The sequence below is a fragment of the Roseateles sp. GW821-FHT09B06 genome (assembly GCF_059418245.1).
This window is the reverse complement of the sequence record NZ_JBWKPM010000002.1, coordinates 1-24,653: the sequence shown is the minus strand read 5'-3', so window position 1 is coordinate 24,653 and position 24,653 is coordinate 1. Positions and strand designations below refer to the sequence as shown.

Genomic DNA, 24,653 nt, shown 5'->3' with positions numbered 1-24,653 from the left:
GTGCGCCGTGCATGATGGATACTGAGGCATCATGAAGACCCGCCTCCTGCTTCTGCTGCTCGGCATGGCCCTGATGGGTACCCTGCTGCTGGGCGCGACCAGCTTCGATGTGCAGCCGCAGTTGCAGCAGAGTTCCGAGTCGCAGCCGCGCGGCCCGGCGGCGCTGGCCCGTCTGCTGCTGGGCATCGCGACCTAGGGCCGGAGCCCCGGGCTTTCCGGGAGCGTGACCCGGTTCGTCGCGCGGGCGGGGCAGACTGCTCAAGGGGAGCGAAGCAATGGACAGCTTGCGCAACAAGCGTTTGGAGCAGGCTCTGCATGCGGCGGAGGCCAATTTTCGCTATCTGGCCGAGAACCTGCCCGGCCTGATGTTCCAGTACCTGCTGTGGCCCGACGGTCGGGACGCCATCCAGGAGATGAGCCCGCGCTGCCGGGAGCTGCTGGAGGTCGAGCCTCAGATGATGGAGCGCGAGGTGCGCCTGTTCTGGGAGCTGGTCGAGCCGGCCGATGTGGCGTCGCTGCGCGCCTCGCTGCTGCGTTCGGCGGATGATCTTTCGCCCTGGCATGCGGAGTTCCGCGTCGTCACACGTTCCGGCCGGCCGCTGTGGCTGCAGGGTGCCGGGCGGCCGCAGCGGCGGCAGGACGGTACGGTGCTCTGGCACGCGCTGCTGCTGGACGTCAGCCAGGCCCGGCGGGCCGAGCAGGCGCTGCGCAGCAGCGAGAGCCGTTTCCGCGCGCTGCTGGAAGGTGTGGAGAAGGTCTCGGTGCAGGGCTACGACGCCGAGCGCCGCGTGATCTTCTGGAATGCGGCCAGCGAGCAGCTCTACGGCTTTCGCAAGGAGGAGGCACTGGGTCGCAGGCTGGAGGAGCTGATCATCCCGGCGCCGATGCGGCCCTTCGTGATCGAGGCCACGCGCGAATGGCTGGCCTCGGGCAAGGTGTCGACCCCGGCCGAGGAACTGGTGCTGCAGCACAAGAACGGCAGCCCGGTCCATGTGTTCTCCAGCCATACGATGCAGCGCAACAGCCACGGCGAGGCCGAACTCTACTGCGTGGACATCGACCTGAGCGAGCGCGTGCGGGCCGAGGCGCGCCGCGCCGAACTGGAGACCCAGCTGCGCGAGGCTCAGAAGCTGGAGGCCATGGGCACGCTGGCCGGCGGCATCGCGCATGACTTCAACAACATCCTTGGCGCCATCCTCGGCAACGTGGCGCTGGCGCTGGAGCAGTTGCCCGGCGCGCATCCGGCGGCCACGCATCTGGGCCTGATCCGCATCGGCGGCCAGCGTGCACGCAACCTGGTGCAGCAGATCCTCGCCTTCAGCCGACGCCAGCCGCAGGAGCTGCGCGCCGTGCGGCTGCAGGCCCTGGTGCAGGAGAGCCTGGCCCTCTTGCGCACCGCGCTGCCCCCGGGCGTGCGGCTGGTGCTGGCGCTGGCGGACGAACCGCTGCATGTGCGCGCCGATGCCACCCAGATCCAGCAGGTGCTGATGAATCTGTGCACCAATGCCTGGCATGCGCTCGATGGCCGCCCCGGCACCGTCGAGGTGGGCCTGGAAGCGCTGCGCGAGCCCGGCAGCGCGCCGCGCATCCACCTGTGGGTGCGCGACGACGGCAAGGGCATGGACAGCGCCACCCGCAGCCATCTGTTCGAGCCCTTCTTCACGACCAAGCCGCTGGGGCAGGGCACCGGCCTGGGCCTGGCGGTGGCGCATGGCATCGTGCTGGCGCATCAGGGCGAGATCCAGGTCGACAGCACGCCGGGTCGGGGCAGCTGCTTCCATCTCTACCTGCCGCTGCTGGACTGGGACGGCCCACCCAGCGAACCGGCACCCCTGCTGTCGCTGGAGGGCCAGGGCGGCGGCCGACACATCGTCTATGTGGATGACGACGAGGTGATGCGCCTGACCGTGCAGGGGCTGCTGCTGCGCCAGGGCTACCGGGTCAGCCTGGCGGCGGATGCCGCGCAGGCCCTGGCCCTGGTGGCCGCCGGCGACGTGGAGCTGCTGATCAGCGACTTCAACATGCCGGGCTGCACCGGGCTGGAGCTGGCCCAGCGCCTGCGGGCATTGGTTCCGGCGCTGCCGGTGCTGATCAGCTCGGGCCATGTCACCGATGCGTTGCGCGCCCAGGCGCGCGGCCTGGGCGTGCGCGGGTTGCTGCACAAAGAGAAGACGCTGGAGGATCTGGCGGCGCTGGTGCGGCGGGTGCTGGGCGACTGAGCTGCCGAGCCGTTGAACGCCACCTCGCGGGTGTGCCCGTGCTGGATGCCGACCGCTGATCGCGGCCGATGACGGCTCATGCGGCGCGGTCCGCAGTTCGTCGCGATCGCCTGGATAGCGCCGGCATGACTTCCGATACTGACTCCATCGACACGGCAAAGGGCGGTGTCGAAACCCACCAGCACCGGAGTCACCATCATGCAAACCCGCTTCGTCATCGCTCAGACCCTTGCCGCCATCGTCTTTGCTGCCTCGGGCATCGCGGCCCACGCCGCACCGCAGAAGGTCGAGCAATTGCCGCGCGTTGTCATCACCGGCAAGTCGGTGCAGGCCAGCGGTCAACAGCCGGTCGTCGCGCAGCTGCCGCGCGTCGTGATCGAGGGCCGCAGCGTGGCCGCCACGACCCGCCTGGCCGCAGCCAAGCCTGCCCGCAGCATCTGAACCGGTCCTGCCCATGCGCCTGACACCTTTTGCAGGACCTTGAACGGAGCAGAGCCACGGCCGCATTGCGCGTGCTGCGGTGACTCTGCTCCCGAGATAGCGATCGACGAACCCCGCCGCCCCGGCGGGGTTCGCGCTTTGCGGCCCGCGGGCCCGTCACTTCATCGCCGCCGGCGACATTTCGTGCGGCCTTGCCTGCAACTCGTCGCCCGGCGCTGGCTCGCCGCGGCCGCCTTGCCGACACTGGCATCACCGACACAAGCCACCGGAACCCGCCAAGGAGCCCACCATGCACGGCAGCGCCAAGACCTTTCTCACCGCCGTCCTCGCCGTCGCCAGCGCCGCCGTGATGGCCCTGGTGCTGGCCGATCGCAGCGCCCCGAGCGAGCGGCATGCCGTGGTGCAGCTGGAGCGCGTGGTGGTCGAGGGCAAGCGCGCGCCGCAGACGGTGGCGCAGCTGCCGCGCGTCGTGATCGTCGGCAAGCGCGACACCGCGGGCGGCCTCGACGGCCAGCGCATGGCCCGGCTCGACTGCGTGACGCCACAAGAATGCTGAAGCGGCGGCGGCGGCGCCGTCGTCGGTGATCCGACAGCCCGGCCTCGGCCGGGCTTTTTCATGGGTGCTCGTTATCATCGGCGCCGATGAAACGGTGGTGCTGGGTGTCGGGCTGGCTGCTGTGGGCCACGCAGGCCCTGGCGGCGGAGATGGTGGTGCTGGTCGATACCAGCACCGAGATGCCCCTGGCCGAGATCCGCGCCGACCGGCTGCAGCGCGGCCTGCACCGCGACCTGGGCGAGCTGCTGGCCCGGCGCCTGCAGCGCCAGGCCCGCTTCATGGTGCTGCCGCGCAAGCGCGTTGCCGGCGCGCTGCAGGCCGGCGCGGCCGATCTGGTGTGCTTCTACCAGCCGTCCTGGTTGCCGGGGCCGTTCCACTGGAGCCGCGCCTTCCTGCCGAATGCCGACCTGCTGGTCACCGCGCGCCACGCGCGGCAGCCGCAGCGCCTGGACGAGCTGTCCGGCCAGCCCATCGGCACCGTGCATGGCTTCACCTATCCGGAACTGGAGCGGGCCCTGGGGCCGCGCTTCAAGCGCGAGGACGCGCCCAATGCCAGCGCCAATCTGCGCAAGCTGAGCCTGGGCCGCACCCGTCACGCGGTGGTCAGCCGGCTGCTGCTCGACTACGAGCGGCGGGTGGGGCCGCCGCTGGACCTGCACCCGCCGCTGCTGCTGAGCCGCTACGAGGCGGGCTGCGCCCTGTCGCATGCCAGCACCATCGAACCGGCCGCGCTCGACCGGGCGATCGAGGCGCTGCTGGCCGAGGGCGTGCTGGACACCCTGCTGGCGCGCTACCGCTAGCGGCCGCCGCACCCCTTCCGTTCATCGCGTCCGGCGCCAGCTGATCACGGCGCCGGCGCAGTTCGTCGCAGGGCTCTCGCGACGCGGCTCGGTCTTGCGCAAACTGACTCCATCGATACAGACATCGACCCACGCAAGGAGCCGCCATGAACACCACCAACCAACGCATTGCCCGTTCGATCACCGCCAGCCTGAGCGCCGTCGTCGCGACCGCTGCCCTGGTGATGCTGGTGAATGCCGGCGCCACGCCGGACCGGCCGCTGATGGTGCTGGAGCGCGTGGTGATCGAGGGCAAGAGCGCGCTGCCGCCGTCCGAACAGCAGCAGCAACTGGCCCAGGTGCATCGGCTGCCCCGCGTGGTCCTCGAAGGCCGCCGCAACCAGGCCGGCGAAACGCTGCGGCTGGCACAGCTGAGCTGCGCTCAAGTGGCTGTCTGCTGAGGCCGCCATCGCGACCTGCGTGCGCTGCCCTCCCAGGCCCGGCCTTGCCGGGCCTTTTCATTGGCTCTTTGCGCGTTGATTCGTGATCTCCCAGCCCGGCCTTGATCGCCTCTGCGAGGACCGGGTTAGGCCGGGACGCGGGTGTGCGCAATTGCTCCGTGTCCCCGGGCCGCCAGCGGCCCTCCTCCTTTACCTGCGCAATTGCGCACACCCGCATCCCGGCTTCTCCACCGCTGGGCTCTCGCGGAGAGAACCAAACGCAACGCCAAGCAGCAGGTCTGCCCGTCCTCCTGCGCCCAGGCCGCCGTCATTTCAGCATCACCAAACAACACGCGAAGCGCCTTTTCATTTGGCACTTTGCGCGCCGTCTGCATCAACAGACGGCGCCTGCGACGGCAGGCCTGGGCAGGGCGGGGGCGAGCGCCGAGCGCATCGGGCGAGGGGTTCCGCTCCTGTCCCCCGGACCGGGCTGCGCCCGATCCTCCTCCTTGACCTCGCTCCACCCCTCACCCGATGCACTCGGCAGGCGGCGTTTGTTGCGCTCTCCACGAGAAAGGCCGGCGCTGCCGGATCGGGTCGGCCGGGTGTTCCGGGGAACGAAGTCAGGGCGCCCGTTCCGCACGCCGTGTTTGTCGGGGCGTCGGCAAGCCATGCGCGACGCGCCCTTCATTTGAGGCCTGCTATCGTCCGGGCCTTTTGCCGAGGCCTGGATGTTTCCTGTTGCACGCGCCGCGTTGGCCGCCGCGCTCGCTCTTTCCCTGTCTTCCCTGGCCGGCGCCGCCCAGGCCTGGGGCTTCGAGGGCCACCGCATGGTGGCGAGCCTGGCCGAGGCGCGCCTGAGCCCCAAGGCCCGCGCCGAGGTGCAGCGCCTGCTGGCCCAGGAGCCCGGTGCCACGCTGGCTTCGATCTCGACCTGGGCCGACGAGATCCGTTCGCCGGCGACGGGGCGCTGGCACTATGTGAACTTCCCGCGTGGCGATTGCCGCTACGAGAAGCCGCGCGACTGCCCCACGGGCGCCTGCATCGTCGAGGCGCTGGAGGCCCAGGTGGCGCTGCTGCGCTCGGATGCCGGCGACGACAAGCGCCTCCACGCGCTGAAGTACGTGGTGCATCTGATCGGCGATGTGCACCAGCCCCTGCACGCCGGCTACGGCGAGGACAAGGGCGGCAATCTGTTCCAGCTGCGGCTGCTGGGCAAGGGCCGCAACCTGCATTCGCTCTGGGACACCGGCATGATCCTGGCCCATGCCGGCGGCCCGGCCGCGCTGAAGGCCGAGATCGGCGCCCGGCTGCCCCGCGAGGCCAAGGCGCAGGCGCCCGCCGCCGCGCGCTGGGCCGAAGAGTCCTGCAAGCTGGTCGAGGCCGAAGGCTTTTACCCGGCCACGCACAAGATCGACGAGGGCTATCTGGCCGAGCACGAGGCCACCTTGAAGGCACGCCTGGGCCAGGCGGCGCTGCGGCTGGCGGCGGTGCTGAACGGCGCGCTGCAGTAGGGCGCCGATTCCGGCGGCATCAAGAAGAAAGCCGCGGGAGCTTGCTTGCAGCGGCTGCCGGAAGTTCGTATGCGGCCGGGAGCTGCATGTCGGAGGGCAAGATCTGGTGCCTGTTCAAGGCTGATTCCAGCCGGTCGAATTTCACTGGCGAGAGTCGGCGACTGTCCAAAGCGGCCGTCGAGGTGCGCGAACTCTCCCAGGTTGATCGAAAACGCGCGTCGGAAGACGGCCCATCACCTGTACTTCGAGTCCTGAGCTCAGTCCATATAGTCGAAGTGAGCGGGTTTCCCGTCCCACGCGCTGTACAGGTGCCTGCCGTCCCAGTAGCCGACGCGGCCGGTATCGTAAACCTTGCGCTTTGCTCGCCACACGGTCTCTGCGCAGTGGTGGCCAAGAGCGTCCTCGCCGAACGACGGCACTTGCGTCCCTCGCTGTCCGTAGCCATCGTGTGTCACCGTGCGAAGAGGTAGGGACATCAACAGCGCGGCGTGTTTGGTCTCCTTGAGGACCAGCGCGAAGGTGTTGTGGGTCGCGTTGTACCCCCAGGTCGTGTGCAGCACCCTTGGGTCGGCTGCCAGGGATACCTGGTGCAACAGGCGACCGACTCTCTCCCTGGACACGAGCGAAGACTTGTCCTTGACGATGCCGTTCGTGGCCGTGGCGCACCACTGCGCTATGTCCGCGGTCGTCGCGAGTTCGATGACATTTCCTGCTCGAGCAGCAAACCGCCGCGCGCTCGGCAGATAAGTCGAGGTCGTGACGAACATCCCCCTCGGCGCTTCCTCGACGGCCATCACACCTCGGAGCGCAGCGACGGCGTCAAGTTCAATCTTGCGGTGAGGCGCGTACCGTTTGGCCTGAACGAGCGTTAGGACGTCCCCCAGCGGACCGCGTTGCCAGAGGCGGATGTCGACCCCGCCGTCTCCGGAGCCCGGTCCCAACTCTGTGGTGAACCCCTGGTTCTGGAAGACTCGGCTCAGCAGGATTTCAAACGCGCGCGGGTTGAGGCGGTGAAACTGGTCTGGATTGGCTGCGAAGTGGGCGTAAAGCTCCTCGTAAACGTCTCCGGCATCCGGCTGGATCAGCGAGCAGACCCACTGCCAATGGAAGTACGATTCGAACGCCGCGTTCAACGCCTCGTCGTTTGCGTAGAAGTAGTAGGTGTAGCCGTTCTGGTTCTCGCAAAGAAAGCCCAGTGAGGCGACGAACTCGTGGAACGGTGGGCCGTCCACCTCAAGGTCTTCATCCAGCACACGCATCAGGTCGCTGCCGGTGCATAGAACGGTCACCACTGCGGGTGAGCCAGGTTCTCCGCCGACGTGCTGAAGAAACTCCTTGAACCCGCTGTCCAGCCACAGGTCGCGCTCCTGGGCCCATTCTCGGATGGCCGTCTCAAGCCTTGAGATCTCCTGGACCAATTGAATATCCGTGTACCCGGCGCTCATCGAATAGGTGCCTGAAGGAAGGGTGATATTGGAAAGCATAGCGCCTGCAAGCTTCTGCTGAGAACGCCGGGAATTCGATTGACGGTTTCTTTGCTGCCCGAGACGCCCACCGACCTGATGCGACACAACTGCCTGGCTTATCGCTTCACTTCAAGCGGCACGATAGACCGCTGGTCGTTCACCTCACCGGACGTGGAAGTACGCACCGTGGTGTTCGAGCCCAAAGGCAGCGCCGTGTTCAATGACGACGAGAACATGCTCAATGCCTGCGCTGCAGGGCGTGGGGTTGATCAAGTACAAGGACATCTGCGTTCGCCAGCATCTATCAGATGGGTGTCTAGTACGGGTACTGGCGCCCTGGTGTCTAAGACGCCCAAGGCGATTTACCTACTACTGCAACTGGCATCCGTTCTAGGCTGGGTCACCGGCTCACAGGGTGGCTTGCGATTGCTGCAACCGCTCCTTAATGGCGGGCAGGAGTCCCCTAAGCTTCGGTACGACCGTCGTGCCGAATTTCGTGGTCTGGCGTTGAACATGTGACGCCATGAAGCTGTCTGCGCGAAAGACATCGACATACGGGGCATACATAGCGTGGGAGCAGTCTCCCAGGTCGCTCGCCATTGGCGCCCGTGGTTGCTGCGACGTCGACGCCCAAGCAACTGAGAAGAACGTTCTCAGGAGAACTGATAGTCCGACGCAAGTCTCGTGAATTCGTTGCGCAGGAATGGGTGCCAACGGTTCTGACGTGCCGCCTCCTGCGAGTTGCTTAACGAGTCGCTCCGCCAACTGGTCGGGGAAGTGGTCCCACTCCGGCTTGATTGATAGGAGCCGCTCAAAAGCAGACGCCTGGACTTCCTTGGGAAGCGCACAGATTTGTCTGGCAAGACTCGCCAACTGGTCGACGGCCGCCTTCATCGTGGTAGACGAGGCTCGCAGCCACCCCGCGAACTTCGTGACCTCAACCCCGTCCGCCGCAAACCACCGCATCATCCACCTTGGGTCTCGAAGCCCGGCGCAGAAAGCTTGAGTTGCACTCTCCTTGCTTGCCTTGCCTCGTAGGTAGGCAACTAACAAGGCTGCGTCCTCGTCCCTCATGGGGTACTTCTTCTGCATGTCACTGGCGGCGTTCTCAACGGAATCCCCCTCAATTCTTCGCATCAGCTCATTTGTAAGCGCTCCGTTCTTGTTGAGCCTCTTTGCAGCGCGACGTTGGGCGCGATTCATTGGGAAGTCGTTGACCACATCGGTGACCGCCTCGCGCAACATCGCGGAGCCTTCTGCCTCAAATAGATCGCCGATTGGCGGAAACCATTCGCCATCTGTGCTGAGAATGTCGCGTGTTGGAGGAACACCATCGCGCAGAGCCTTCAGCTCCTCGCGCATCAGGTTGTCGAGTGAAGGTAGTGCGTGCGCTCCGCATAGTTCGATAAGGACGTCGACCTTCGCAATTGCAAGCTGTCCCTTGCCAACATCCGTCGGTGCCATCTCCACCAGATGAGCCTGGGAAAATACGCATCGAATGTCGCCCTGTGACAGGAACCGCTCCAGGCCCCTGCGTACCTCGTCCCACTGGCCGGAAAACTTTGGGTCCGACATCACCGATATGTCGCTGCTATCCAGGTAGACAAGAAGCGGCTTGTCGCTGACGCTCATTCAATATCTCCGTTGAACCAGGTCCAGGTATGGATGCTCACGTTGTGATGAGCGGTCCAATCACGGTTCGTTGAGCGGAATCTTTCGATCCCAAGCCATCCCTTGCAGGCTCGCCCCTACTGCTGCGTCGGCCACCCGCCAGCAAAGGATGCGCCGATGGGCACCTGCAGCTTCGTATCCCATCCGGGTGGAGTTCGCTTTTCCATCTTTTGTTGTCTGGCAGAGGTACCGTGGCCCTGGTCATGGTTAGCCGTTCTTGCCCATGGTGGCGCACCGCACGCAGGCAGTACCCCTCAATCGGACTGACCTCAGTGACACTGGGCATCGCAGCCGCCGGCGTGTGAAGGCGAGGGCTACCAGCCGTGGCGTCGATAGTGGTCTGCATCCTCGATGTAGTCATGGTGCTCGTGGTCGCGGTAAAGGCGATAGCAACCATAGATGACGAGGAGTACAGCAACGCAGCCCAGGATGATCTGGAGCCATTGCAGGGCGTCTGGCGGCTGCGCGGTGCCCGGCAATATCGTGAATACTGTGCCGAGAAGGTAGACCACGGCAAGTGGCATGGCAGCCGCCACCAAGTAGGCGAGGCCACGCCACTTACCGTACCGGTGGGCCAGCCGACCAATGTCGAAAAGCTCAAGCATTTTTTGGATCTCCCTTGACTGCTTGCTTTGTCACGAATGGTAGCAATTCGCGCCATGCAATCAGCTCGAATGCATGGAATCACATCGCGATCAGGTCTGGCTCAACGAGCGATCGCAAAGCGACAGATAGCGCGAGTACGGTCTGTCGATGTCGAAGGACAGCGCCCGCCGCATCGCCGCCGCTCACTCCGCCCGACCGATGTGCCACCCAGCCCGCAACCCGGCGTCGGGCAAGGATGCGCCCTCGTCTGAGCGCGCCCCTTGTCAGGCTTCCAGCACCCTCAGGATCTCGCGCCCGTAGGCCTCGAGCTTCTTCGCGCCGACGCCGCTGATCCCCGCCAGTTCGTCCAGGCTCTGCGGATGGGCCTTGGCCATCTCGGCCAGCGTGGCGTTCTGGAAGATCACATAGGCCGGCAGGCCATGCTCCTTGGCCACCTCGGAGCGCCATTGCTTCAGCGCCTCGAAGCGCTGCTGGGCCTGGAAGTCCAGGTCCAGGGCCTCGGCGGCGCGGCCGCCGCTCTTGCTGGCGCCCGCGCCGGTGCGCGACGAGCTCTTGCCGCGCTTGGGCGCCACCGTCGGCACGCGCAGCAGCAACTGCACCTCGCCCTTCAGCACCGAGCGGGCCGACTCGGCCAGCGCCAGCGTGCTGTACTCGCCCTCGGTGAACACATGGCCCAGCGCGATCAGCTGGCGCAGCACGGCGCGCCACTGCTGCTCGCCCAGCTCGGCGCCCACCGCCCAGGTGGACAGGCTCTGGTGGCCGTATTGCGCGACCTTGTCGGTCAGCTTGCCGCGCAGCACGTCGATCAGATGGCCGGCGCCGAAGCGCTGGCCGCCGTTCTGGTGGAAGCGGTAGATGCAGGACAGCAGCTTGCGCGCCGCCTCGGTGCCGTCCCAGGTGGCGGGCGGCGCGATGCAGTTGTCGCAGTTGCCGCAGGCCGAACTGGCCTCGCCGAAATAGCCCAGCAGGCGCTGGCGCCGGCAGTCGGTGGCCTCGGCCAAGGCCAGCAGGGCGTCGAGCTTGCCGCGCTGCACCTGCTTGAAGTCCTCGTTCGACGGGCTCTCGTCGATCATGCGGCGCTGGTTCACGACGTCCGCCAGGCCATAGGCCATCCAGGCCTCGGCCGGCGCGCCGTCGCGGCCGGCGCGGCCGGTCTCCTGGTAATAGGCCTCGATGTTCTTGGGCAGGTCCAGATGGGCGACGAAGCGCACGTCCGGCTTGTCGATGCCCATGCCGAAGGCCACCGTCGCCACCATTACGATGCCGTCTTCGCGCAGGAAGCGGTCCTGATGGCGCTGGCGCACCGCGCCGTCCAGCCCGGCGTGGTAGGGCAGGGCCTTCAGGCCCTCGGCCACCAGCCATTCGGCCGTTTCCTCCACCTTGCGCCGGCTCTGGCAGTAGACGACGCCGGCCGCGTCCTCATGCTCGTCGCGGATGAAGCGCAGCAGCTGGTCGCGCGGCTTGTCCTTCTCGACGATGGTGTAGCGGATATTGGGCCGGTCGAAGGAGGAGATGAAGACGCGCGCGTCCTCCAGCTTGAGCCGCGTGATGATGTCGGCGCGCGTGATGTCGTCGGCGGTGGCGGTCAGCGCCACGCGCGGCACGTCGGCGAAGCGCTCGTGCAGCAGGCTCAGGGCCAGGTATTCGCTGCGGAAGTCATGGCCCCATTGGCTGACGCAATGCGCCTCGTCGATCGCGAACAGGCTGAGCAGGCCGCGCTCGTGCAGCGAGCTCAGCTGGGCCAGGAAGCGCGGCGTCGTGATGCGCTCGGGCGCGGCGTAGAGCAGGGTCAGGCGGCCGCTCAGCATCTCGCGCTCGATGCGCGCCGCGTCCTCGCTGCTGAGCGTCGAATTCAGGAAGGCGGCATGCACGCCGGCCTCTTCCAGCGCGCCGACCTGGTCGTGCATCAGCGCGATCAGTGGGCTCACCACCAGGGTGACGCCCTGGCCGGAGCGCTGCCGCGCGATTGCCGGCACCTGGTAGCACAGGCTCTTGCCGCCGCCGGTGGGCATCAGCACCAGCGCGTCGCCGCCGGCCGTCACATGCTCGACGATGTCGGCCTGCGCGCCGCGAAAGGCGCCGTAGCCGAAGACTTCTTGCAGGATGGCCTGGGGGGCGGAGGGGGAGGGAGGGTTCTGGGATCTCATCGAAGCGCGCAATGGTACGCCTGCTGCGTCTGCTGCCCCCGAATCGGGGGGGCGCGCGGGCAGCCGGGCATGAGCCGAACGGCTCAAGCGCGTCATTCGGCGGTCGCGCGGGCGGCGCACATTCACGGGCGTTCACAGCCCCCTCCCCACCCCACCCGTGCAACCAGGCAGGAGTTCCGCATGAAGGGCACAAGCCATCCCCGCAACGACGCGACGCTGAATCCGTCCGGCAATCCGTCCATCCACGATGTCATCGCCCAGGTCGACGAGGCGCGGCGCAGCTTCATCAAGGGCTCGGCCGGCGCCACCGCGCTGGCCGCCGCGGGCGGCCTCACCCTGTCCGGCCTGGCCGGCACGGTGCAGGCCGCGCCGGTGCCGCCCGGCGTCGGCTTCCCCGGCATCGGCTTCGAGAGCGTGCCCGCCGCTCTGGCGCCGGTGGCCGACCGCGTCACCGTGCCCGCCGGCTACACCGCCGAGCTGTTCGTCGCCTGGGGCGATCCGATCGTCGCCGGCGGCGTGCCCTTCGCGCCGGATGCCAGCAACACCGCCGCCCAGCAGGCGCTGCAGTACGGCATGCACACCGACGGCATGGCCTTCATGCCCTTCACCGGCGCCGATGGCAAGCCCACCGGCGACCGCGGCCTGCTGTGCGCCAACAACGAATACACCCACGAGCAGATCCTCACGCCTCAAGGGCTGGCCGGCGCCAGCATCGAGCATGTGCGCAAGTCGCAGGCGGCCCACGGCGTCTCCGTCCTGGAGGCCCGCAAGCGCAACGGCAAGTGGATGGTGGTGCGCAACTCGCCCTATGGCCGCCGCCTGACCGCCAACACCAGGATGCGCCTGTCGGGCCCGGCCGCCGGCCACGCGCTCCTGAAGTCCAAGCAGTACAGCATCGGCGATACCGCCAGCATGGCCACCGGCCAGCTCAGCGACGGCCACACCGTCTACGGCACGATCAACAACTGCGCCAACGGCATCACGCCCTGGGGCACCTACCTGACCTGCGAGGAGAACTGGAATGGCAACTTCGGCACGGCCGGCGCCATGCCCGGCGGCGAGCAGGGCAAGATCAACAACCGCTACGGCGTGGTCGCGGCCGGATTCGGCTATGGCTGGGACAAGCAGGATCCGCGCTTCGACCTGGCGCTGAACCCGCAGGAGCCCAACCTGTTCGGCTGGGTGGTCGAGATCGATCCCTACGATCCCAAGAGCCTGCCGGTCAAGCGCACCGCGCTGGGCCGCATCAAGCACGAGAGCGCCCAGTATGTCGTCGATGCCGCCGGCCATCTGGCGGTCTACATGGGCGACGACGAGCGCAACGAGTACATCTACAAATTCGTCAGCGCCGGCAAGTTCGACGCCAGGAACCGCGCCGCCAACCGCGACCTGCTGGACGCCGGCACCTTGTACGTGGCGCGCTTCGGTGCCAATCTGCGCGGCGACTGGATCGCGCTGCTGCCCGGCACCCTGGGCGTGGACGGCAAGGCCCTGCGCGACAACCCGAACTTCATGGGCGTCGACGATGCCGAGGTGCGGGCCAAGATCCTGATCAAGACCCGCATGGCGGCCGATGCGGTCGGTGCCACGATGATGGACCGCCCGGAATGGACCGGCGCGCGCCCGCGCATCGGCGGCTTCGCGCAGATCGAGGTCTATTGCACGCTGACCAACAACAACCGTCGCGGCAGCGCGGCGACCCCCAGCGTCAACCAGCCCGACGGCTCGACCGCCGCCGGCTCGGCCCGCCCCGCGGTGGATGCCGCCAACCCGCGCGCCAACAATATCTACGGCCACATCATCCGCTGGACCGAGGATGCCGACAGCGTGCTGGCGAGCGGCTTCGCCTGGAACCTGTTCGTCCAGGCGGGCGACGCCAAGACCAGCCTCGCGCCCCATGCGTCCGGCACCAACAACTACAAGGGCAATATCGTCGACGACCCGAACGGCAGCGCCGACTACGGCGCGCCCGATGGCCTGTGGTTCGATCCCTTCGGCCGCCTCTGGGTGCAGACCGACCAGGCCGGCAATGCCGCCGGCGACTGGGTCAATATCGGCGCCAACTGCATGGTCTGCGTCGACCCCAACAGCGGCATCACGCGCCGCTTCCTGACCGCGCCGCCGAATGCCGAGGTCACCGGCATCGCGATGGCGCCGGACGGCAAGGCCCTGTTCGTCGGCATCCAGCATCCCGGCGAGGACGCGCCGGCCAGCAACCCCGAGCTGTACTCGCGCTGGCCCGCCGCGCAATGGGCGCTGGCCTCGGACGGCACGACCCCGCTGCCCTTCGGCCGCCCGCGCTCCGGCGTCGTGGTGATCACCAAGGACGACGGCGGCGTGATCGGGACCTGAGCCCCCCAAGCCAGCTAGCAACAACCCCCGGGGCCGGCCGGCCCCGGTTCACAAGGAGTTTCGGACCATGAACAAGATCAAGACCCTGGCGGCGGCCGCGCTGCTGGCCCTGGCGGGCGCGGCACAGGCCGCCGCGGTGTACGACGCGAACGGCTTCGGCGCCAGCCGGGTCGTGACCTTCAACGGCTACGACGGCCTGCTGACGACGGGCCCGGAGGACGTCGGCACGGCGGAGGTCGGCATGGCGGTCTGGATGACCTCCGGCCCGAACGCCGAGATCGGCGCCGTCGCGCGCGACCTGGGCGAGAACGGCCTGTGGACCGGCTTCGGCGCCGGCCCGGCGACCGAGGGTCATTTCCTGGCCAGCAGCTTCGTGGCCAGGCGCGGCGAACTGGGCTTCAGCTTCGACGTGGGCGTGAAGAGCGTGGGCGCCTACATGAACCAGTTCCAGAGCGCGGCCGGCGGCAACGCCTTCACCGTGCTGGCCTATGGCAAGAGCGGCGATGTGCTGGAGCAGTTCAGCTACTCGGTGGACACCGACTGGGACGGCTACGACCAGGGCCGGTTCCTCGGCTTCAGCCGTGCCAGCGCCGACATCTACGGCTTCGGCGTGGCCGGCAACAACATCGTGCTGGACAACCTGAGCTTCACCACCGCCGTGCCCGAGCCCGACGAGTATCTGATGCTGCTGGCCGGCCTGCTGGTGATCGGCACGGCGGTCTCGCGGCGCCGCCATTCGCGCTGAGCGGGCGCCGCGCCGTCGGCGGCGCGCTTGCTCCCGGGCGGGGGCAGGGGCGATGATGGCGGCTCCCCGCCATGGAGTGACCGCATGAGTGATGACGACCGCGCCAGCGCGCTGCGCAGCCAGCTGATCCGCAATTTCCACGAGGTGCCGCGCGAGCGCTTCGAGCGCGAGCCGCGCTACGACAGCCTGGTCGGTGCCGTCTCCGACGGCACGCTGGCGCGCAAGCTGGGCTGCGGCATCGACACCGTGCCGCCCGGCAAGCAGAGCTGCCCCTATCACTTCCACCACAGCCAGGAGGAGATGTTCATCGTGCTGGAGGGCACGGGCACCCTGCGCGTGGCCGGCGAGCTGCTGCCGATCAAGGCGGGCGATGTGATCTTCATTCCCTGCGGGCCGGACTATCCGCACCACATCCTGAACAGCTCGGACGCCGAGCTGAAGTATTTGTCGATCAGCACCCAGGAGCGGCCCGAGGTCTGCGAGTACCCGGACTCGGGCAAGGTGGGCGTGTTCTCCAAGGGGCCGGCGCTGATCCAGCGACGCGAGAGCAGCCTCGACTACTGGGACGGCGAGCCCTGAGCCCCGAGCCCCGGCCATCGCCCCGGCGCCTCAGCGCTTGCCGCCCAGGCTTCTGATGCTGGCCATGCCGGAGGAGCTGCGCCGCACTTCGGGCTGGCCCCAGTATTCCACCGTGCCGACGCCGGAGATGCCGACGCGCAGGTCCTCCTGCACCCACAGGCTGGCCGAGCCGACGCCGCTGATCGACACATTGGCACGCTGGGCGCGCAACTCCTCGGCCAGCAGCTTGCCCTTGCCCGAGACCTGCAGCTGCAGATCCTGGACCCGACCCTTGAGCAGGCCGTCGCCGGCGCCGGAGATCACGAAGCGCAGGCGCTCGGCCTGCAGATCGTCGAAGCGGGCCTGGCCGGCGCCCGAGATGCTGAGCGTCAGCTGCTCGGCGCGGATCGGCCCGGCCGCATGCAGGTCGCCGGCGCCGGACAGCACCAGCTGGCGCAGCTGGCGCATCTGGATGTCGATCTGCAGCCGCGCGGGGCTCCAGAACTTCCAGCCGCCCGAGGGGCGTATCGTCAGGCGGTCGCCGTGCAGATCGACCTCCACGCCCTCCTGCGTCTTGGCGTCGCCGGCGATGAAGACCTGATCGCGCTCCCCCTGGGTCAGGCGCACATTGGCGGCGCCGCTCAGCTCCAGGCGCTCGAAGGCGCCGGGCGTGTACATGCGGCCCTCGCCGGTCTGGGCCTGCAGGGGCAGGGCCAGCGCGCCCAGCAGCGCGCCCAGCAGCGCGGGCAAGCGAAGGAAGGCGGAGGATTTCATATCGATTGCTCCCGCAGGCGCTTGGAGACCTCGCGGCTGGCCGTGAAGCGCGTGCCGTCCTGCATCTGCACCACCAGCTGCGAGCTCTCGTCGGGCGTCATCGCCTCGACGAAATCCAGGTTGACGATGCAGCTGCGCTGCAGCTTCAGGAAGCGCGTCGGGTCGAGGCGGGTCTCGAAGCTGGTGATCGGCAGGCGCACCAGGAACTGCCGGCCGCGGCTGGCGATCGCGGTGTACTTGGTGTCGGAGCGCAGGTATTCGATCGCCTCGACATTGAGCGGGAAGATCTTGCCCTGGTCGCGCACAAGGATGCGCGTCAGCGGCGCCTCGCTGGGCTGCCGCAGCGCGTCCTCCAGCGTGGCGGGCAGGGCCATGCTGCCGAGGTTGGCCAGCGCATGCTCGACCGCCTCGACGAAGCGCTCCCGCGCGAAGGGCTTCAACAGGTAGTCCACCGCGTGCAGCTCGAAGGCGGTCAGCGCATGCTCGTCGTAGGCGGTGGTGAAGATCACCGCGGGGCGGCGCTCCAGGCCGGCCTCGCCCAGCGCGCGCAGCACCTGCAGACCGGTCATGCCGGGCATCTGGATGTCCATCAGCACCAGCTCGGGCTGCAGCGCCTGGATCTGGGCCAGCGCTCTGGCGCCATCGGCGCAGCAGGCCAGCAGCTCCAGCTGGGGCATCTCGCGCACCCAGTCGGCCAGGGCCTCGCTGGCCAGCGGTTCGTCCTCGGCGATCAGGGTTCGGATCTTGTGGGCACTCATATCAGGCTCCAAGGCGCAACGGACCTGGGCAGGCAAGGGCGCCGACCCAGCGAAGCCCGAGGATCCGGCCTTGCCGGGCTTGCCCCCTCGAAGGGGGCGTGCGAAGCGCGTAGGGGATGGGTCATTGAGGTATCCAGATGTCGACGCGGAAGCCCGCGCCGGGGGCGGTGTGGACCACGAGCCGCGCGCGGCCCTCGTAGTCCAGGGTGAAGCGGCGTTGCAGGGCCGAGAGGCCGATGCCGCGGCGTCCGGGGGCGTCGGCCTCCAGCCGGGCCGGGTCGCAGCCGGGCCCGTCGTCCTGCACGGTCAGGGCCAGGCCCTGGTTGAGCGCATCGCGGCGCGCCGTGATGCTGATGCTGCCGCCCTGCACGCGCGGTGCGATGGCGTGCAGGATGCTGTTCTCCACCAGCGGCTGCAGGGTCAGCGGCGGCAGTTCGTCGTCCAGGGTGGCGGGCTCGATCTGCCAGTCCACCGCCAGCCGGTTCCCGAGCCGCAGGGTCTCCAGCGCCAGGTAGTCGCGCACGAAATCCACCTCCTCGGCCAGGCTGACGCGGGCACCGGCGCCGCGCTTGGTGTCCAGCACATAGCGCAGCATGCCGGCGAAGCGCAGCAGCGCGGCCTCGGCCGCCTTGGCGTCCTTGCGGGTCAGGGCGATCAGCGAATTCAGGGTGTTGAAGAGGAAATGCGGATTGAGCTTGCCGCTGATGGCCGACAGCTCGGCGCGCGCCAGCGCCGACTCGGCCTGCGCCGCCGCCACCGCGCTGGCGCGCGCCTGGCGGGCGTTCAGCACCGCGGTGAAGCCGCTGGCCAGCGCGATATAGACGAATATGCCCCAGATGCCGCGCCACAGCACGGTCTGCTCGAACACCGCCTCGGCGTGCAGCTGGCCGAACAGGCCCCAGGCCAGCGCGAACTCCAGCAACTGCCAGGCCAGCGCGAACAGCAGCGCGCCGACGCCGTGCAGCATGAGCAGCGCCGGCGGGCCATGCTCGGCGCGCTGCAGCGCGCGCGCCCAGGGCCAGACCAGGATGCCCAGCGCCATCGGCGGGGTCAGGCTCAGGGTGGCCTGGTAGGCGGCGCCCCACAGCTGCCACAGGCCGCGCTGCAGCTCGGCGCCGGCCATCGCATAGAGCATCCAGCTCAGCAGGCACAGGCCGGCATAGGCCAGCCAGAGGCGGCGGTTGGATTCGGGGCGGGGCAGGGCCGAGGACATGGCCGCGATCTTAGGGGGGCGCTGCGCGACACGGCGGGCCCGGCGACCAAGTGCGGGAAGCGGGCCATGAGCGGTCGCTGGGGGCGCTGCCGGGCGGGGCGGCATAATCCCCTCCTTCGGATACAAAACGCCAGCGGAGCGCATCATGGCCTCGGTCAACAAAGTCATTCTCATCGGCAACCTGGGCCGCGACCCGGAACTGCGCTACAACCCCAGCGGCGTGGCGTTCTGCACCATCAGCCTGGCCACCACGCGCAACTGGAAGAACCGCGAGAGCGGCGAGCGCCAGGAAGAGACCGAATGGCACCGCGTGGTCTTCAACGACAAGCTGGCCGAGATCGTGGGCCAGTACTGCAAGAAGGGCCGCCCGCTCTATGTCGAGGGCCGCCTGCGCACCCGCAAGTGGCAGGACAAGGAAGGCAAGGACACCTATACCACCGAGATCATCGCCGACCAGATGCAGCTGCTGGGCAGCCGCGAGGGCGGTGACGAGATGGGTGGCGGCGGCGGTGGTGGTGGCGGCGGCTACAGCCGCGGCGGCCGTGGCGCCGGCGGCGACGAGCGCGGCGGCGATTTCGACGCCCCGGCACCGCGTGCCGCCGCGCCGCGCGCCCCGGCGCCGCGCCAGGCCCCCGCGCCGAAGCCGGCCACCGGCTTCGACGACATGGACGACGACATCCCGTTCTAGCGAGCGGTCAGTTGAGTCTGTGAAGATTCCGGTGGGTGGATCCGGCGACTAGCTAGCATTCATCGACTGAAACCAGGGGAGGAGGTCTGTAAAGATCACCTCCCCTTTTTCGCGCCGATTGTCAGCGTTGAAGCGGCTGGAAGGTTGTCAAGATTCTGAGTCGCCTGAGTGACCTTTTATCGCTTCGCTTCGGCAAGCGATAGTACGGAGAGGGCTCCGGAAACGGGGCTCTCAAACCGCTCACATGAAGACCTGACCCTCACACCGGTTCACCCAGGCCATGCGCCCACCCGGGCACATTGACGTAGTAACGCAGGGCCTTGCCCACCCCGTGGCTCCAGAGCTGCCCATCGGCCAGCATCTGCGACAGGTCCCGCGTCGCCGTTGCCTTGGATAACCCTCACCCAGGTTGCCCGCGTGCGGGCGCGCGGACAGAATGTGCCTCTAAGCAAAAAATACAGACAGCAGGGAGCGCGTCTTCGTCATCCACCCGCAAGCCCTTGAGGCGACTAGGAAAAATGCCTTGCCCTACGACGATTGGTCGTCGGGGGCAATCATTTACAGCTATGTGGGCGGCAATCCGGTTTCGAGAATTGACCCTGCCGGGCTCGCGCAATGCTTCTACTCCATCTCATCTGGGGCGATGAACTGCTATTCCGACCTGACCGGTCAAGCAGGATTTAGCGGGCAGTTCGCGTCTGGCAATAACAGCATTCCGGGATGCAAGAACAACCCCGCATGTATTGGCGATTCTGGAGTTGGGCCGATTCCGACTGGGCATTGGTACTGGGACATGAACGGCAAGTCAGGCAAGCCCGGCGGTCGCGTTCTCACTCCCGTGCAAGTAGATGCGTCGCGGAGCAATATCCGCAGCCATAGCTGCGACAATCCGTTTGGTCCATCGAAGAAGGGACCCTTCTGTTCTGAAGGGTGTGTAACGGGCACGGTGGATACCATTCGCGCCTTGAATGAGTTTTTGGGCGCCGAATGGGCGGGCGGCGCAGGCAACACACTGCGAGTTGGCCCATGAGGTCGCGCTACATGCTGCTGGTCACGGTAGTGACGATGGCGTTCGCACTCTTCTTTGGGGCGCAGGCAAAGGGTGCTGACTCACCGGAAGGACAAGCCTTTCTCCAAGGCGTCGAGGCATTCATTGAGCTTCAAGCGCCACCGCCTGCATCGGATGCGTCAACTCGTTGGTCGGCGAGTCTTAGGGCGCTTGCTCAGTCGCAATCCCAGACTGCCGACAGGTATCTCGTGGAGCTGGCGCTCTTCAAGCTTGATGGGGAAATCGGGTCTGAGTGGTCGTGCGCCGCGGCGAAACGGGCAAAGCGCTTCTCGTCGCTGATGCGCAAACAGATGGCTGCATTCGCGCAAGACAACAGCTGTACGCGGCTAGCTGCTGTGCGCAAGTTGGATGTCAGGCAGTTGTGCGCTTCGAGGAAAGAGTTTGGTCGGCGTGTAGAGCAAACGCGCAATGTTCCTCAGCCTGACGAGGACGGTGCATGTTCGTAGAGTCTCCGCGAATCGCCCCCAACTTTGGCAACGATGCATCGGCGTGACATACACCCAAAGTGACCCGATAGGCTTGGCGGGTGGCATCAACACGTATGCATATGTCGAGGGCAACCCGCTGAGCATGGTGGACCCGATGGGATTGGCGGGTGGTACAGGTGGCGGCAATCACGCCGCCTGTTCCTGCCCCACGCCTCCGAAGATGCCAGGTTCTGAGAACAGCTGCCCAAAACAATCGGAGCTCGATAAGAACATCAGAGAAGCCAGCCCTGGCATGGGCATCGTTCCCTTCTACGCGGCGGTTAACGGCAACAACGGGCAGCAGTTGAGCTACGCCTATGACAACAACGGCAATCTCCTGAGCCGGACCGACGTAGTGGGTCGCAAGACCTCATTCGAGTACGACGCAGCCAATCGCATGCTCAAGACCACGGCGCCGGATGGCGGCGTCATTGCCTATGCCTACAACAACGCCGGTCGCCTTCAATCGGTCACCGACCCGCGTTCGCTGAGCACGCTGTTTACCTACAACGGCCTGGGTCAGGTCCTGACGCGCACGAGCCCGGACACCGGCGTCACGACTTACACCTACGACTCCGCCGGCCGGCTCAGCTCCGAACTGCGCGCCAACGGTGTCACCATCAGCTATGGCTGGGACGCATTGGGTCGTCAAACCTCGAGAACCAGCGGCGGGGTGACGGAGTCCTTTACCTACGACGAAGGTACCTACGGCAAAGGCCGTCTCACACGCATTAACGACGCCTCCGGCCAGACGACCTTTACCTATGACGCCGCGGGAAACCAGACGGCCTACGGCGGCTACCTCAGCCATGTGATGGCCAGCGGCAGCAATCGCCTGGCGGCGACCAGCGGCGCGACGTGGCGCAATTTCGGCTATGACGCTGTGGGCAATGTCAACAGCGAGAGCCGTTGGGACGGCAGCCACAGCTATGGCTACGACGGCTTCAACCGCATGAACAGCGCCAACATCAAGGGCACCGTCAACAGCTACCTGAGCAATGCCCTGAACCAGCGCGTCATGAAGACCACGGCAGCCGGCAGCACGCGCTTTGTCTACGGCCCCGGCGGTGAACTGCTGATGGAGACAGGCCCCGCCGGCACCACCAGCTATGTATGGCTGGGCGGCGAACTACTGGGCATCGTCAGGAACGGGCAGTTCTTTGCCAGCCACAACGACCACCTGGGCCGGCCCGAAGTGCTGAGCAATGCGGCCGCCCAGGTCGTCTGGCGCGCGGCGAACACCGCCTTCGACCGGCAAGTGTTGCAGGACAGCGTGAGCGGGCTCAACATCGGCTATCCCGGTCAGTACTACGATGCGGAGACGGGGCTCTGGTACAACTGGAACCGGTACTATGACGCGCAACTCGGGCGGTACATCCAATCTGACCCCATCGGGCTTGCAGGCGGCATCAATACGTATGCCTATGTCGGCGGAAACCCGCTGAGCATGGTGGACCCGATGGGATTGGCGGGTGGCACAGGTGGCGGCAATCACGCCGCCTGTTCCTGCCCCACGCCTCCGAAAATGCCAGGCTCTGAGAACAGCTGCCCAAAACAATCGGAGCTCGATAAGAACATCAGAGAAGCCAGCCCTGGCATGGGCATCGTTCCCTTCTATGCGGCGGTTAGGAATCAGGGGCGATGGGACTACAAGCAACAGGGCGCTCAGTACCAAGACTTCGGCAACTTCAACTATGGAGCCACAGGGGAGGCAGCGGGGTACGGGGCTATTCTTCTGCCGATGGCAGGTTGGGCGCAGACGCGCGCTGGAACATCGAAGCCGGAATGGGGCTCGCCATTCGGTAAGGCTCCTTATGGCGATGACCCTGCTGACCAGGCGATGATTCGAGCTGGCATGCAGTACGCCCGTTGTGGGTGTGGCCAATGAGAGCCGGAACTATTTGCCTCGCGGCTCTCTTGTTGGCGGCTTGTTCTCCAAAGTTGGATGAGCTGTCTCGACAACGCACAAATGATGGCCTCGTCGAGGCTGCCACATTTGCTCGCCAAACCGATGCAACGGTACCTACTCCCACTGAGATTTATGTTCTTCCTGCAGGGAGTGGTCCGTCTGGCGAAGCTGTCTGGCGAGCAGACAAAGTTCAAGGGTTGGTGCTGAGTTGGTCCTCAGACAGCATATTGTCGGTTCAAGCAGAAGAAGCCCGGGTGTTCCTTGAACGGGACCATGTGGAGGTCTCCATCAATGGTGGGCAGCTTCGCAAGGTTGAAGTTAAGTACCGGATAGAGAAAAAACTCTAGGTGGGTCGGTGGCTACAGGGAGCAAACCACTTGCTTCCTGTCATGCGCCTCCAACCCCATCCCTCCTGGTACCTCTTCGACGCTGACGGCCCTGCGCCGCTGCGCCTGCTCACCGACGACGGCCACGCCGACCCGTCGCTGAGCGCCACGCCGCACGGCCCGCTGGCCGCGCTGACCGAGGCCCTCCACGCCGCTGGCCAGCACCTGAGCGAACACGAGCTGCGCCACCTGGAGCTGTTCGTGGCCTTGCAGCGCTGGCGGCGCTGAAGGGCTGGGCTGTTCGCAGCCGCTGCCGCAGGACAGCGGGCAGGCCTGGCAGGTGCCGGGCCTGACGCGAAGGCGCACCCGCCCCAGCGGGTTGCCGCAGCGCCGGGGGAGCCGGAATCCTCGAAGCGCGGCCCAAGCGCTGGTGCGCCCCCAGGCGCACGAGGGTTCCGGGACCGCAGCCCACGCAGTGGGCGTGAGGTACGCCGCTGACGGAGCGCAGCACAGGAAGCCAACCCGGACGAAGACGAGGCGTCCAGCCTCGAAGCGAAAACCGGTCACGGTGCACGCTGCTCGCAGTGCGGGTTGGCTTCCTGTGCAACGCGCCGACGTCCAGGCGGGGTGGGGTGCAGGCAGCGGCGCTGTATTGGACGGAGGACGAGGGGCGTCCAGCCCGGAGAAGGTGCGGGCGGCCCTAGCCGCGTAAAGCACCTGGTCAGCCGCCCGGAGTCCCGGCCTTGAGCTGGCAGCGTCTGCTGCGAGCGTGCCGGGGCTCCAGACGTATCGGCAGATGCGTCGGCAGGATGTTGAGCCGTCGCTACACCTGGCATCGAACCGATGCGAGGTGTCTCCTGATGAAACTCTCCCCCGACCTCCTGGGCGGCCTGCTGCGCCCACCGGCGCCGCGCCCCAAGCAACCCACCTCGCGCGAACGCGCGGCGGCCAATCGGCTGCGCGTGCTGCAAGCCGTGGCCGCGCACGGGCACCTGCGCTGCGCCGACCTTGCGGCCGCCTGCTGGCCGGATGCTCGCTTCGGTGAACAGATGGCACAGCGCACCGTGCGCCGCTTGCTCCAGACCGGCGAGCTAAAAGCCCGCGCCAACGCCCTGGGCGGAACCAGCCTGGTCATCACCCGCCCCGGTGCTGCGGCACTGGAGCTGCGCGGCATCCCCGCGCATCACGGCCTCGACTTGGCCAGCGTCAGCGGGGCCACCTTCACCCATCACGCGCTCACCAGCCGCTGGTGCCTGCACAAGCAGGCGCAAGGCTTCCAGGCCTTCAACGAACACGGCCTCATCAACGGCCGCGCGCCCGTGAGCCGCGACATGCTGCTCAAGCGCCTGGGCAAGCACGTTGATGCCGTGCTCATCAAGGGCGACAAGCTCTATGCCTGCGAAACCGAGTCCGCCCCGAAGGGCACAGCGGAGCTGATGCGCATCTGCGCCATGGCCGAGCACGTCGGCCGGCGCGTGCACCCCGAGCTGCCCTACGTCCTGGGCGGCGTCTTCATCATCTTCAATGCCGAGCAGAACCATGCCGCGCGCATCGCCAAGGCCGCCCGTGAGCGGTGGCATCGCTTCAGCGCGGCCGACCAGGCCACGCTGGCCGGGCGCATCGCGCTGGCCCGCGTGAGCCTCGGCCTGCCCCTGGTGTGGCGGGGCTGCACGGAATCGCGGCTGCAATTGCAGCCCGTATAAAACGGCTCTTTATACGAGCCAGGAACCTTCCGCTGTTGTGTGAGGTCACCGTGCAAACCATCCTGATTCGGAGTCTCCATGCTCCCCCAACGGCCCTTCGGGGCCGTTGGGTTTTATAGGGCCGCCCACTGCCGATTGCGGCCGATTGCGGCGCTCCTAAAAGCCGCTGCTGCATTTAGAGCAGCTAACAAAACCTATCATCACGCCCAGAAGAACAAGCGTTGATGTTGAATGTCGAGAAAACGGGAAGTC

23 protein-coding genes are annotated in these 24,653 nt (G+C 67.0%); 17 read left to right on the top strand and 6 right to left on the bottom strand.

Annotated features, from left to right (window positions below):
- Positions 1-31 precede the first annotated feature (31 nt).
- The 7 genes from AC07OQ_RS01965 (at position 32) to AC07OQ_RS01935 (ending at position 5,949) form a co-directional block, all read left to right on the top strand.
- Complete coding sequence (locus AC07OQ_RS01965; protein ID WP_495051405.1) at positions 32-196, top strand: hypothetical protein; 165 nt, start codon at positions 32-34, stop codon at positions 194-196.
- A gap of 79 nt (positions 197-275) precedes the next feature.
- Positions 276-2,219, top strand: a complete 1,944-nt coding sequence (locus tag AC07OQ_RS01960) for a PAS domain-containing hybrid sensor histidine kinase/response regulator (RefSeq protein WP_495051404.1) — start codon at positions 276-278, stop codon at positions 2,217-2,219.
- A 198-nt stretch (positions 2,220-2,417) separates the two neighbouring features.
- Positions 2,418-2,660, top strand: coding sequence for a hypothetical protein (locus AC07OQ_RS01955; RefSeq protein WP_495051403.1), 243 nt, complete (start codon positions 2,418-2,420; stop codon positions 2,658-2,660).
- A 289-nt stretch (positions 2,661-2,949) separates the two neighbouring features.
- Complete coding sequence (locus tag AC07OQ_RS01950; protein WP_495051402.1) at positions 2,950-3,216, top strand: hypothetical protein; 267 nt, start codon at positions 2,950-2,952, stop codon at positions 3,214-3,216.
- An 86-nt stretch (positions 3,217-3,302) separates the two neighbouring features.
- A complete protein-coding gene (locus AC07OQ_RS01945; protein WP_495051401.1) occupies positions 3,303-4,016 on the top strand; it encodes a substrate-binding periplasmic protein in 714 nt (237 codons plus the stop codon).
- 146 nt (positions 4,017-4,162) lie between these two features.
- Positions 4,163-4,456 (top strand): hypothetical protein, encoded by a 294-nt coding sequence (locus AC07OQ_RS01940; protein WP_495051400.1) that lies wholly within the window; start codon positions 4,163-4,165, stop codon positions 4,454-4,456.
- A 710-nt stretch (positions 4,457-5,166) separates the two neighbouring features.
- The gene (locus AC07OQ_RS01935; protein ID WP_495051399.1) at positions 5,167-5,949 is read left to right on the top strand and encodes a S1/P1 nuclease; all 783 of its coding nucleotides are present in this window, start codon (positions 5,167-5,169) and stop codon (positions 5,947-5,949) included.
- A gap of 257 nt (positions 5,950-6,206) precedes the next feature.
- Here the strand turns inward: AC07OQ_RS01935 and AC07OQ_RS01930 are convergent, their stop codons facing one another.
- Positions 6,207-7,433, bottom strand: a complete 1,227-nt coding sequence (locus AC07OQ_RS01930; protein ID WP_495051398.1) for a restriction endonuclease — start codon at positions 7,431-7,433, stop codon at positions 6,207-6,209.
- A gap of 390 nt (positions 7,434-7,823) precedes the next feature.
- Complete coding sequence (locus AC07OQ_RS01925; RefSeq protein ID WP_495051397.1) at positions 7,824-9,047, bottom strand: hypothetical protein; 1,224 nt, start codon at positions 9,045-9,047, stop codon at positions 7,824-7,826.
- A gap of 398 nt (positions 9,048-9,445) precedes the next feature.
- Between AC07OQ_RS01925 and AC07OQ_RS01920 the strand changes: the two genes are divergently transcribed.
- Positions 9,446-9,709 (top strand): hypothetical protein, encoded by a 264-nt coding sequence (locus AC07OQ_RS01920; protein ID WP_495051396.1) that lies wholly within the window; start codon positions 9,446-9,448, stop codon positions 9,707-9,709.
- A gap of 246 nt (positions 9,710-9,955) precedes the next feature.
- Here the strand turns inward: AC07OQ_RS01920 and recQ are convergent, their stop codons facing one another.
- On the bottom strand, positions 9,956-11,839 hold the full coding sequence (gene recQ, locus AC07OQ_RS01915) for a DNA helicase RecQ (protein WP_495051395.1): 1,884 nt from the start codon (positions 11,837-11,839) through the stop codon (positions 9,956-9,958).
- A gap of 180 nt (positions 11,840-12,019) precedes the next feature.
- On the opposite strand from recQ, the gene AC07OQ_RS01910 reads away from it, so the two are divergent.
- The 3 genes from AC07OQ_RS01910 (at position 12,020) to AC07OQ_RS01900 (ending at position 15,515) form a co-directional block, all read left to right on the top strand.
- Positions 12,020-14,191, top strand: a complete 2,172-nt coding sequence (locus tag AC07OQ_RS01910) for a PhoX family protein (RefSeq protein WP_495051394.1) — start codon at positions 12,020-12,022, stop codon at positions 14,189-14,191.
- 67 nt (positions 14,192-14,258) lie between these two features.
- A complete protein-coding gene (locus AC07OQ_RS01905; RefSeq protein WP_495051393.1) occupies positions 14,259-14,936 on the top strand; it encodes a hypothetical protein in 678 nt (225 codons plus the stop codon).
- 84 nt (positions 14,937-15,020) lie between these two features.
- Positions 15,021-15,515, top strand: a complete 495-nt coding sequence (locus AC07OQ_RS01900; protein WP_495051392.1) for a cupin domain-containing protein — start codon at positions 15,021-15,023, stop codon at positions 15,513-15,515.
- 30 nt (positions 15,516-15,545) lie between these two features.
- Here AC07OQ_RS01900 and AC07OQ_RS01895 read toward each other — a convergent pair whose 3' ends face one another.
- From AC07OQ_RS01895 to AC07OQ_RS01885, 3 genes are all read right to left on the bottom strand, one after another.
- Positions 15,546-16,268, bottom strand: coding sequence for a head GIN domain-containing protein (locus AC07OQ_RS01895; RefSeq protein ID WP_495051391.1), 723 nt, complete (start codon positions 16,266-16,268; stop codon positions 15,546-15,548).
- Positions 16,265-17,026, bottom strand: coding sequence for a LytR/AlgR family response regulator transcription factor (locus AC07OQ_RS01890; RefSeq protein ID WP_495051390.1), 762 nt, complete (start codon positions 17,024-17,026; stop codon positions 16,265-16,267). Before AC07OQ_RS01890 ends, AC07OQ_RS01895 begins: the two co-directional genes overlap by 4 nt.
- 121 nt (positions 17,027-17,147) lie before the next feature.
- Positions 17,148-18,239: a sensor histidine kinase gene (locus tag AC07OQ_RS01885; protein ID WP_495051389.1), complete on the bottom strand. Its 1,092-nt coding sequence runs from the start codon at positions 18,237-18,239 to the stop codon at positions 17,148-17,150.
- A gap of 145 nt (positions 18,240-18,384) precedes the next feature.
- Between AC07OQ_RS01885 and ssb the strand changes: the two genes are divergently transcribed.
- The 6 genes from ssb to AC07OQ_RS01855 all read left to right on the top strand — a co-directional run bounded on the left by ssb (position 18,385) and on the right by AC07OQ_RS01855 (position 24,401).
- Entirely contained in the window at positions 18,385-18,927 is a 543-nt protein-coding gene (gene ssb / locus AC07OQ_RS01880; protein ID WP_495051388.1) for a single-stranded DNA-binding protein, read from the top strand.
- A 523-nt stretch (positions 18,928-19,450) separates the two neighbouring features.
- Positions 19,451-19,957, top strand: a complete 507-nt coding sequence (locus tag AC07OQ_RS01875; RefSeq protein ID WP_495051387.1) for a hypothetical protein — start codon at positions 19,451-19,453, stop codon at positions 19,955-19,957.
- Between the two features lie 11 nt (positions 19,958-19,968).
- Positions 19,969-20,442, top strand: a complete 474-nt coding sequence (locus AC07OQ_RS01870; RefSeq protein WP_495051386.1) for a hypothetical protein — start codon at positions 19,969-19,971, stop codon at positions 20,440-20,442.
- Positions 20,405-22,351, top strand: a complete 1,947-nt coding sequence (locus AC07OQ_RS01865; RefSeq protein WP_495051385.1) for an RHS repeat-associated core domain-containing protein — start codon at positions 20,405-20,407, stop codon at positions 22,349-22,351. Before AC07OQ_RS01870 ends, AC07OQ_RS01865 begins: the two co-directional genes overlap by 38 nt.
- 410 nt (positions 22,352-22,761) lie before the next feature.
- Entirely contained in the window at positions 22,762-22,986 is a 225-nt protein-coding gene (locus AC07OQ_RS01860) for a hypothetical protein (protein ID WP_495051384.1), read from the top strand.
- Positions 22,987-23,558: 572 nt separating this feature from the next.
- Entirely contained in the window at positions 23,559-24,401 is an 843-nt protein-coding gene (locus AC07OQ_RS01855) for a hypothetical protein (RefSeq protein WP_495051383.1), read from the top strand.
- The last annotated feature ends 252 nt before the right edge of the window (positions 24,402-24,653 follow it).

Excerpts from the sequence above, each read along its gene's own strand:
- AC07OQ_RS01965 (WP_495051405.1), top strand. The coding sequence starts at position 32 with ATGAAGACCCGCCTCCTGCTTCTGCTGCTCGGCATGGCCCTGATGGGT.
- AC07OQ_RS01960 (WP_495051404.1), top strand. The coding sequence starts at position 276 with ATGGACAGCTTGCGCAACAAGCGTTTGGAGCAGGCTCTGCATGCGGCG.
- AC07OQ_RS01955 (WP_495051403.1), top strand. The coding sequence starts at position 2,418 with ATGCAAACCCGCTTCGTCATCGCTCAGACCCTTGCCGCCATCGTCTTT.
- AC07OQ_RS01950 (WP_495051402.1), top strand. The coding sequence starts at position 2,950 with ATGCACGGCAGCGCCAAGACCTTTCTCACCGCCGTCCTCGCCGTCGCC.
- AC07OQ_RS01945 (WP_495051401.1), top strand. The coding sequence starts at position 3,303 with ATGAAACGGTGGTGCTGGGTGTCGGGCTGGCTGCTGTGGGCCACGCAG.
- AC07OQ_RS01940 (WP_495051400.1), top strand. The coding sequence starts at position 4,163 with ATGAACACCACCAACCAACGCATTGCCCGTTCGATCACCGCCAGCCTG.
- AC07OQ_RS01935 (WP_495051399.1), top strand. The coding sequence starts at position 5,167 with ATGTTTCCTGTTGCACGCGCCGCGTTGGCCGCCGCGCTCGCTCTTTCC.
- AC07OQ_RS01930 (WP_495051398.1), bottom strand. The coding sequence starts at position 7,433 with ATGCTTTCCAATATCACCCTTCCTTCAGGCACCTATTCGATGAGCGCC.
- AC07OQ_RS01925 (WP_495051397.1), bottom strand. The coding sequence starts at position 9,047 with ATGAGCGTCAGCGACAAGCCGCTTCTTGTCTACCTGGATAGCAGCGAC.
- AC07OQ_RS01920 (WP_495051396.1), top strand. The coding sequence starts at position 9,446 with ATGGTGCTCGTGGTCGCGGTAAAGGCGATAGCAACCATAGATGACGAG.
- recQ (WP_495051395.1), bottom strand. The coding sequence starts at position 11,839 with ATGAGATCCCAGAACCCTCCCTCCCCCTCCGCCCCCCAGGCCATCCTG.
- AC07OQ_RS01910 (WP_495051394.1), top strand. The coding sequence starts at position 12,020 with ATGAAGGGCACAAGCCATCCCCGCAACGACGCGACGCTGAATCCGTCC.
- AC07OQ_RS01905 (WP_495051393.1), top strand. The coding sequence starts at position 14,259 with ATGAACAAGATCAAGACCCTGGCGGCGGCCGCGCTGCTGGCCCTGGCG.
- AC07OQ_RS01900 (WP_495051392.1), top strand. The coding sequence starts at position 15,021 with ATGAGTGATGACGACCGCGCCAGCGCGCTGCGCAGCCAGCTGATCCGC.
- AC07OQ_RS01895 (WP_495051391.1), bottom strand. The coding sequence starts at position 16,268 with ATGAAATCCTCCGCCTTCCTTCGCTTGCCCGCGCTGCTGGGCGCGCTG.
- AC07OQ_RS01890 (WP_495051390.1), bottom strand. The coding sequence starts at position 17,026 with ATGAGTGCCCACAAGATCCGAACCCTGATCGCCGAGGACGAACCGCTG.
- AC07OQ_RS01885 (WP_495051389.1), bottom strand. The coding sequence starts at position 18,239 with ATGTCCTCGGCCCTGCCCCGCCCCGAATCCAACCGCCGCCTCTGGCTG.
- ssb (WP_495051388.1), top strand. The coding sequence starts at position 18,385 with ATGGCCTCGGTCAACAAAGTCATTCTCATCGGCAACCTGGGCCGCGAC.
- AC07OQ_RS01870 (WP_495051386.1), top strand. The coding sequence starts at position 19,969 with ATGCTGCTGGTCACGGTAGTGACGATGGCGTTCGCACTCTTCTTTGGG.
- AC07OQ_RS01865 (WP_495051385.1), top strand. The coding sequence starts at position 20,405 with ATGTTCCTCAGCCTGACGAGGACGGTGCATGTTCGTAGAGTCTCCGCG.
- AC07OQ_RS01860 (WP_495051384.1), top strand. The coding sequence starts at position 22,762 with ATGCGCCTCCAACCCCATCCCTCCTGGTACCTCTTCGACGCTGACGGC.
- AC07OQ_RS01855 (WP_495051383.1), top strand. The coding sequence starts at position 23,559 with ATGAAACTCTCCCCCGACCTCCTGGGCGGCCTGCTGCGCCCACCGGCG.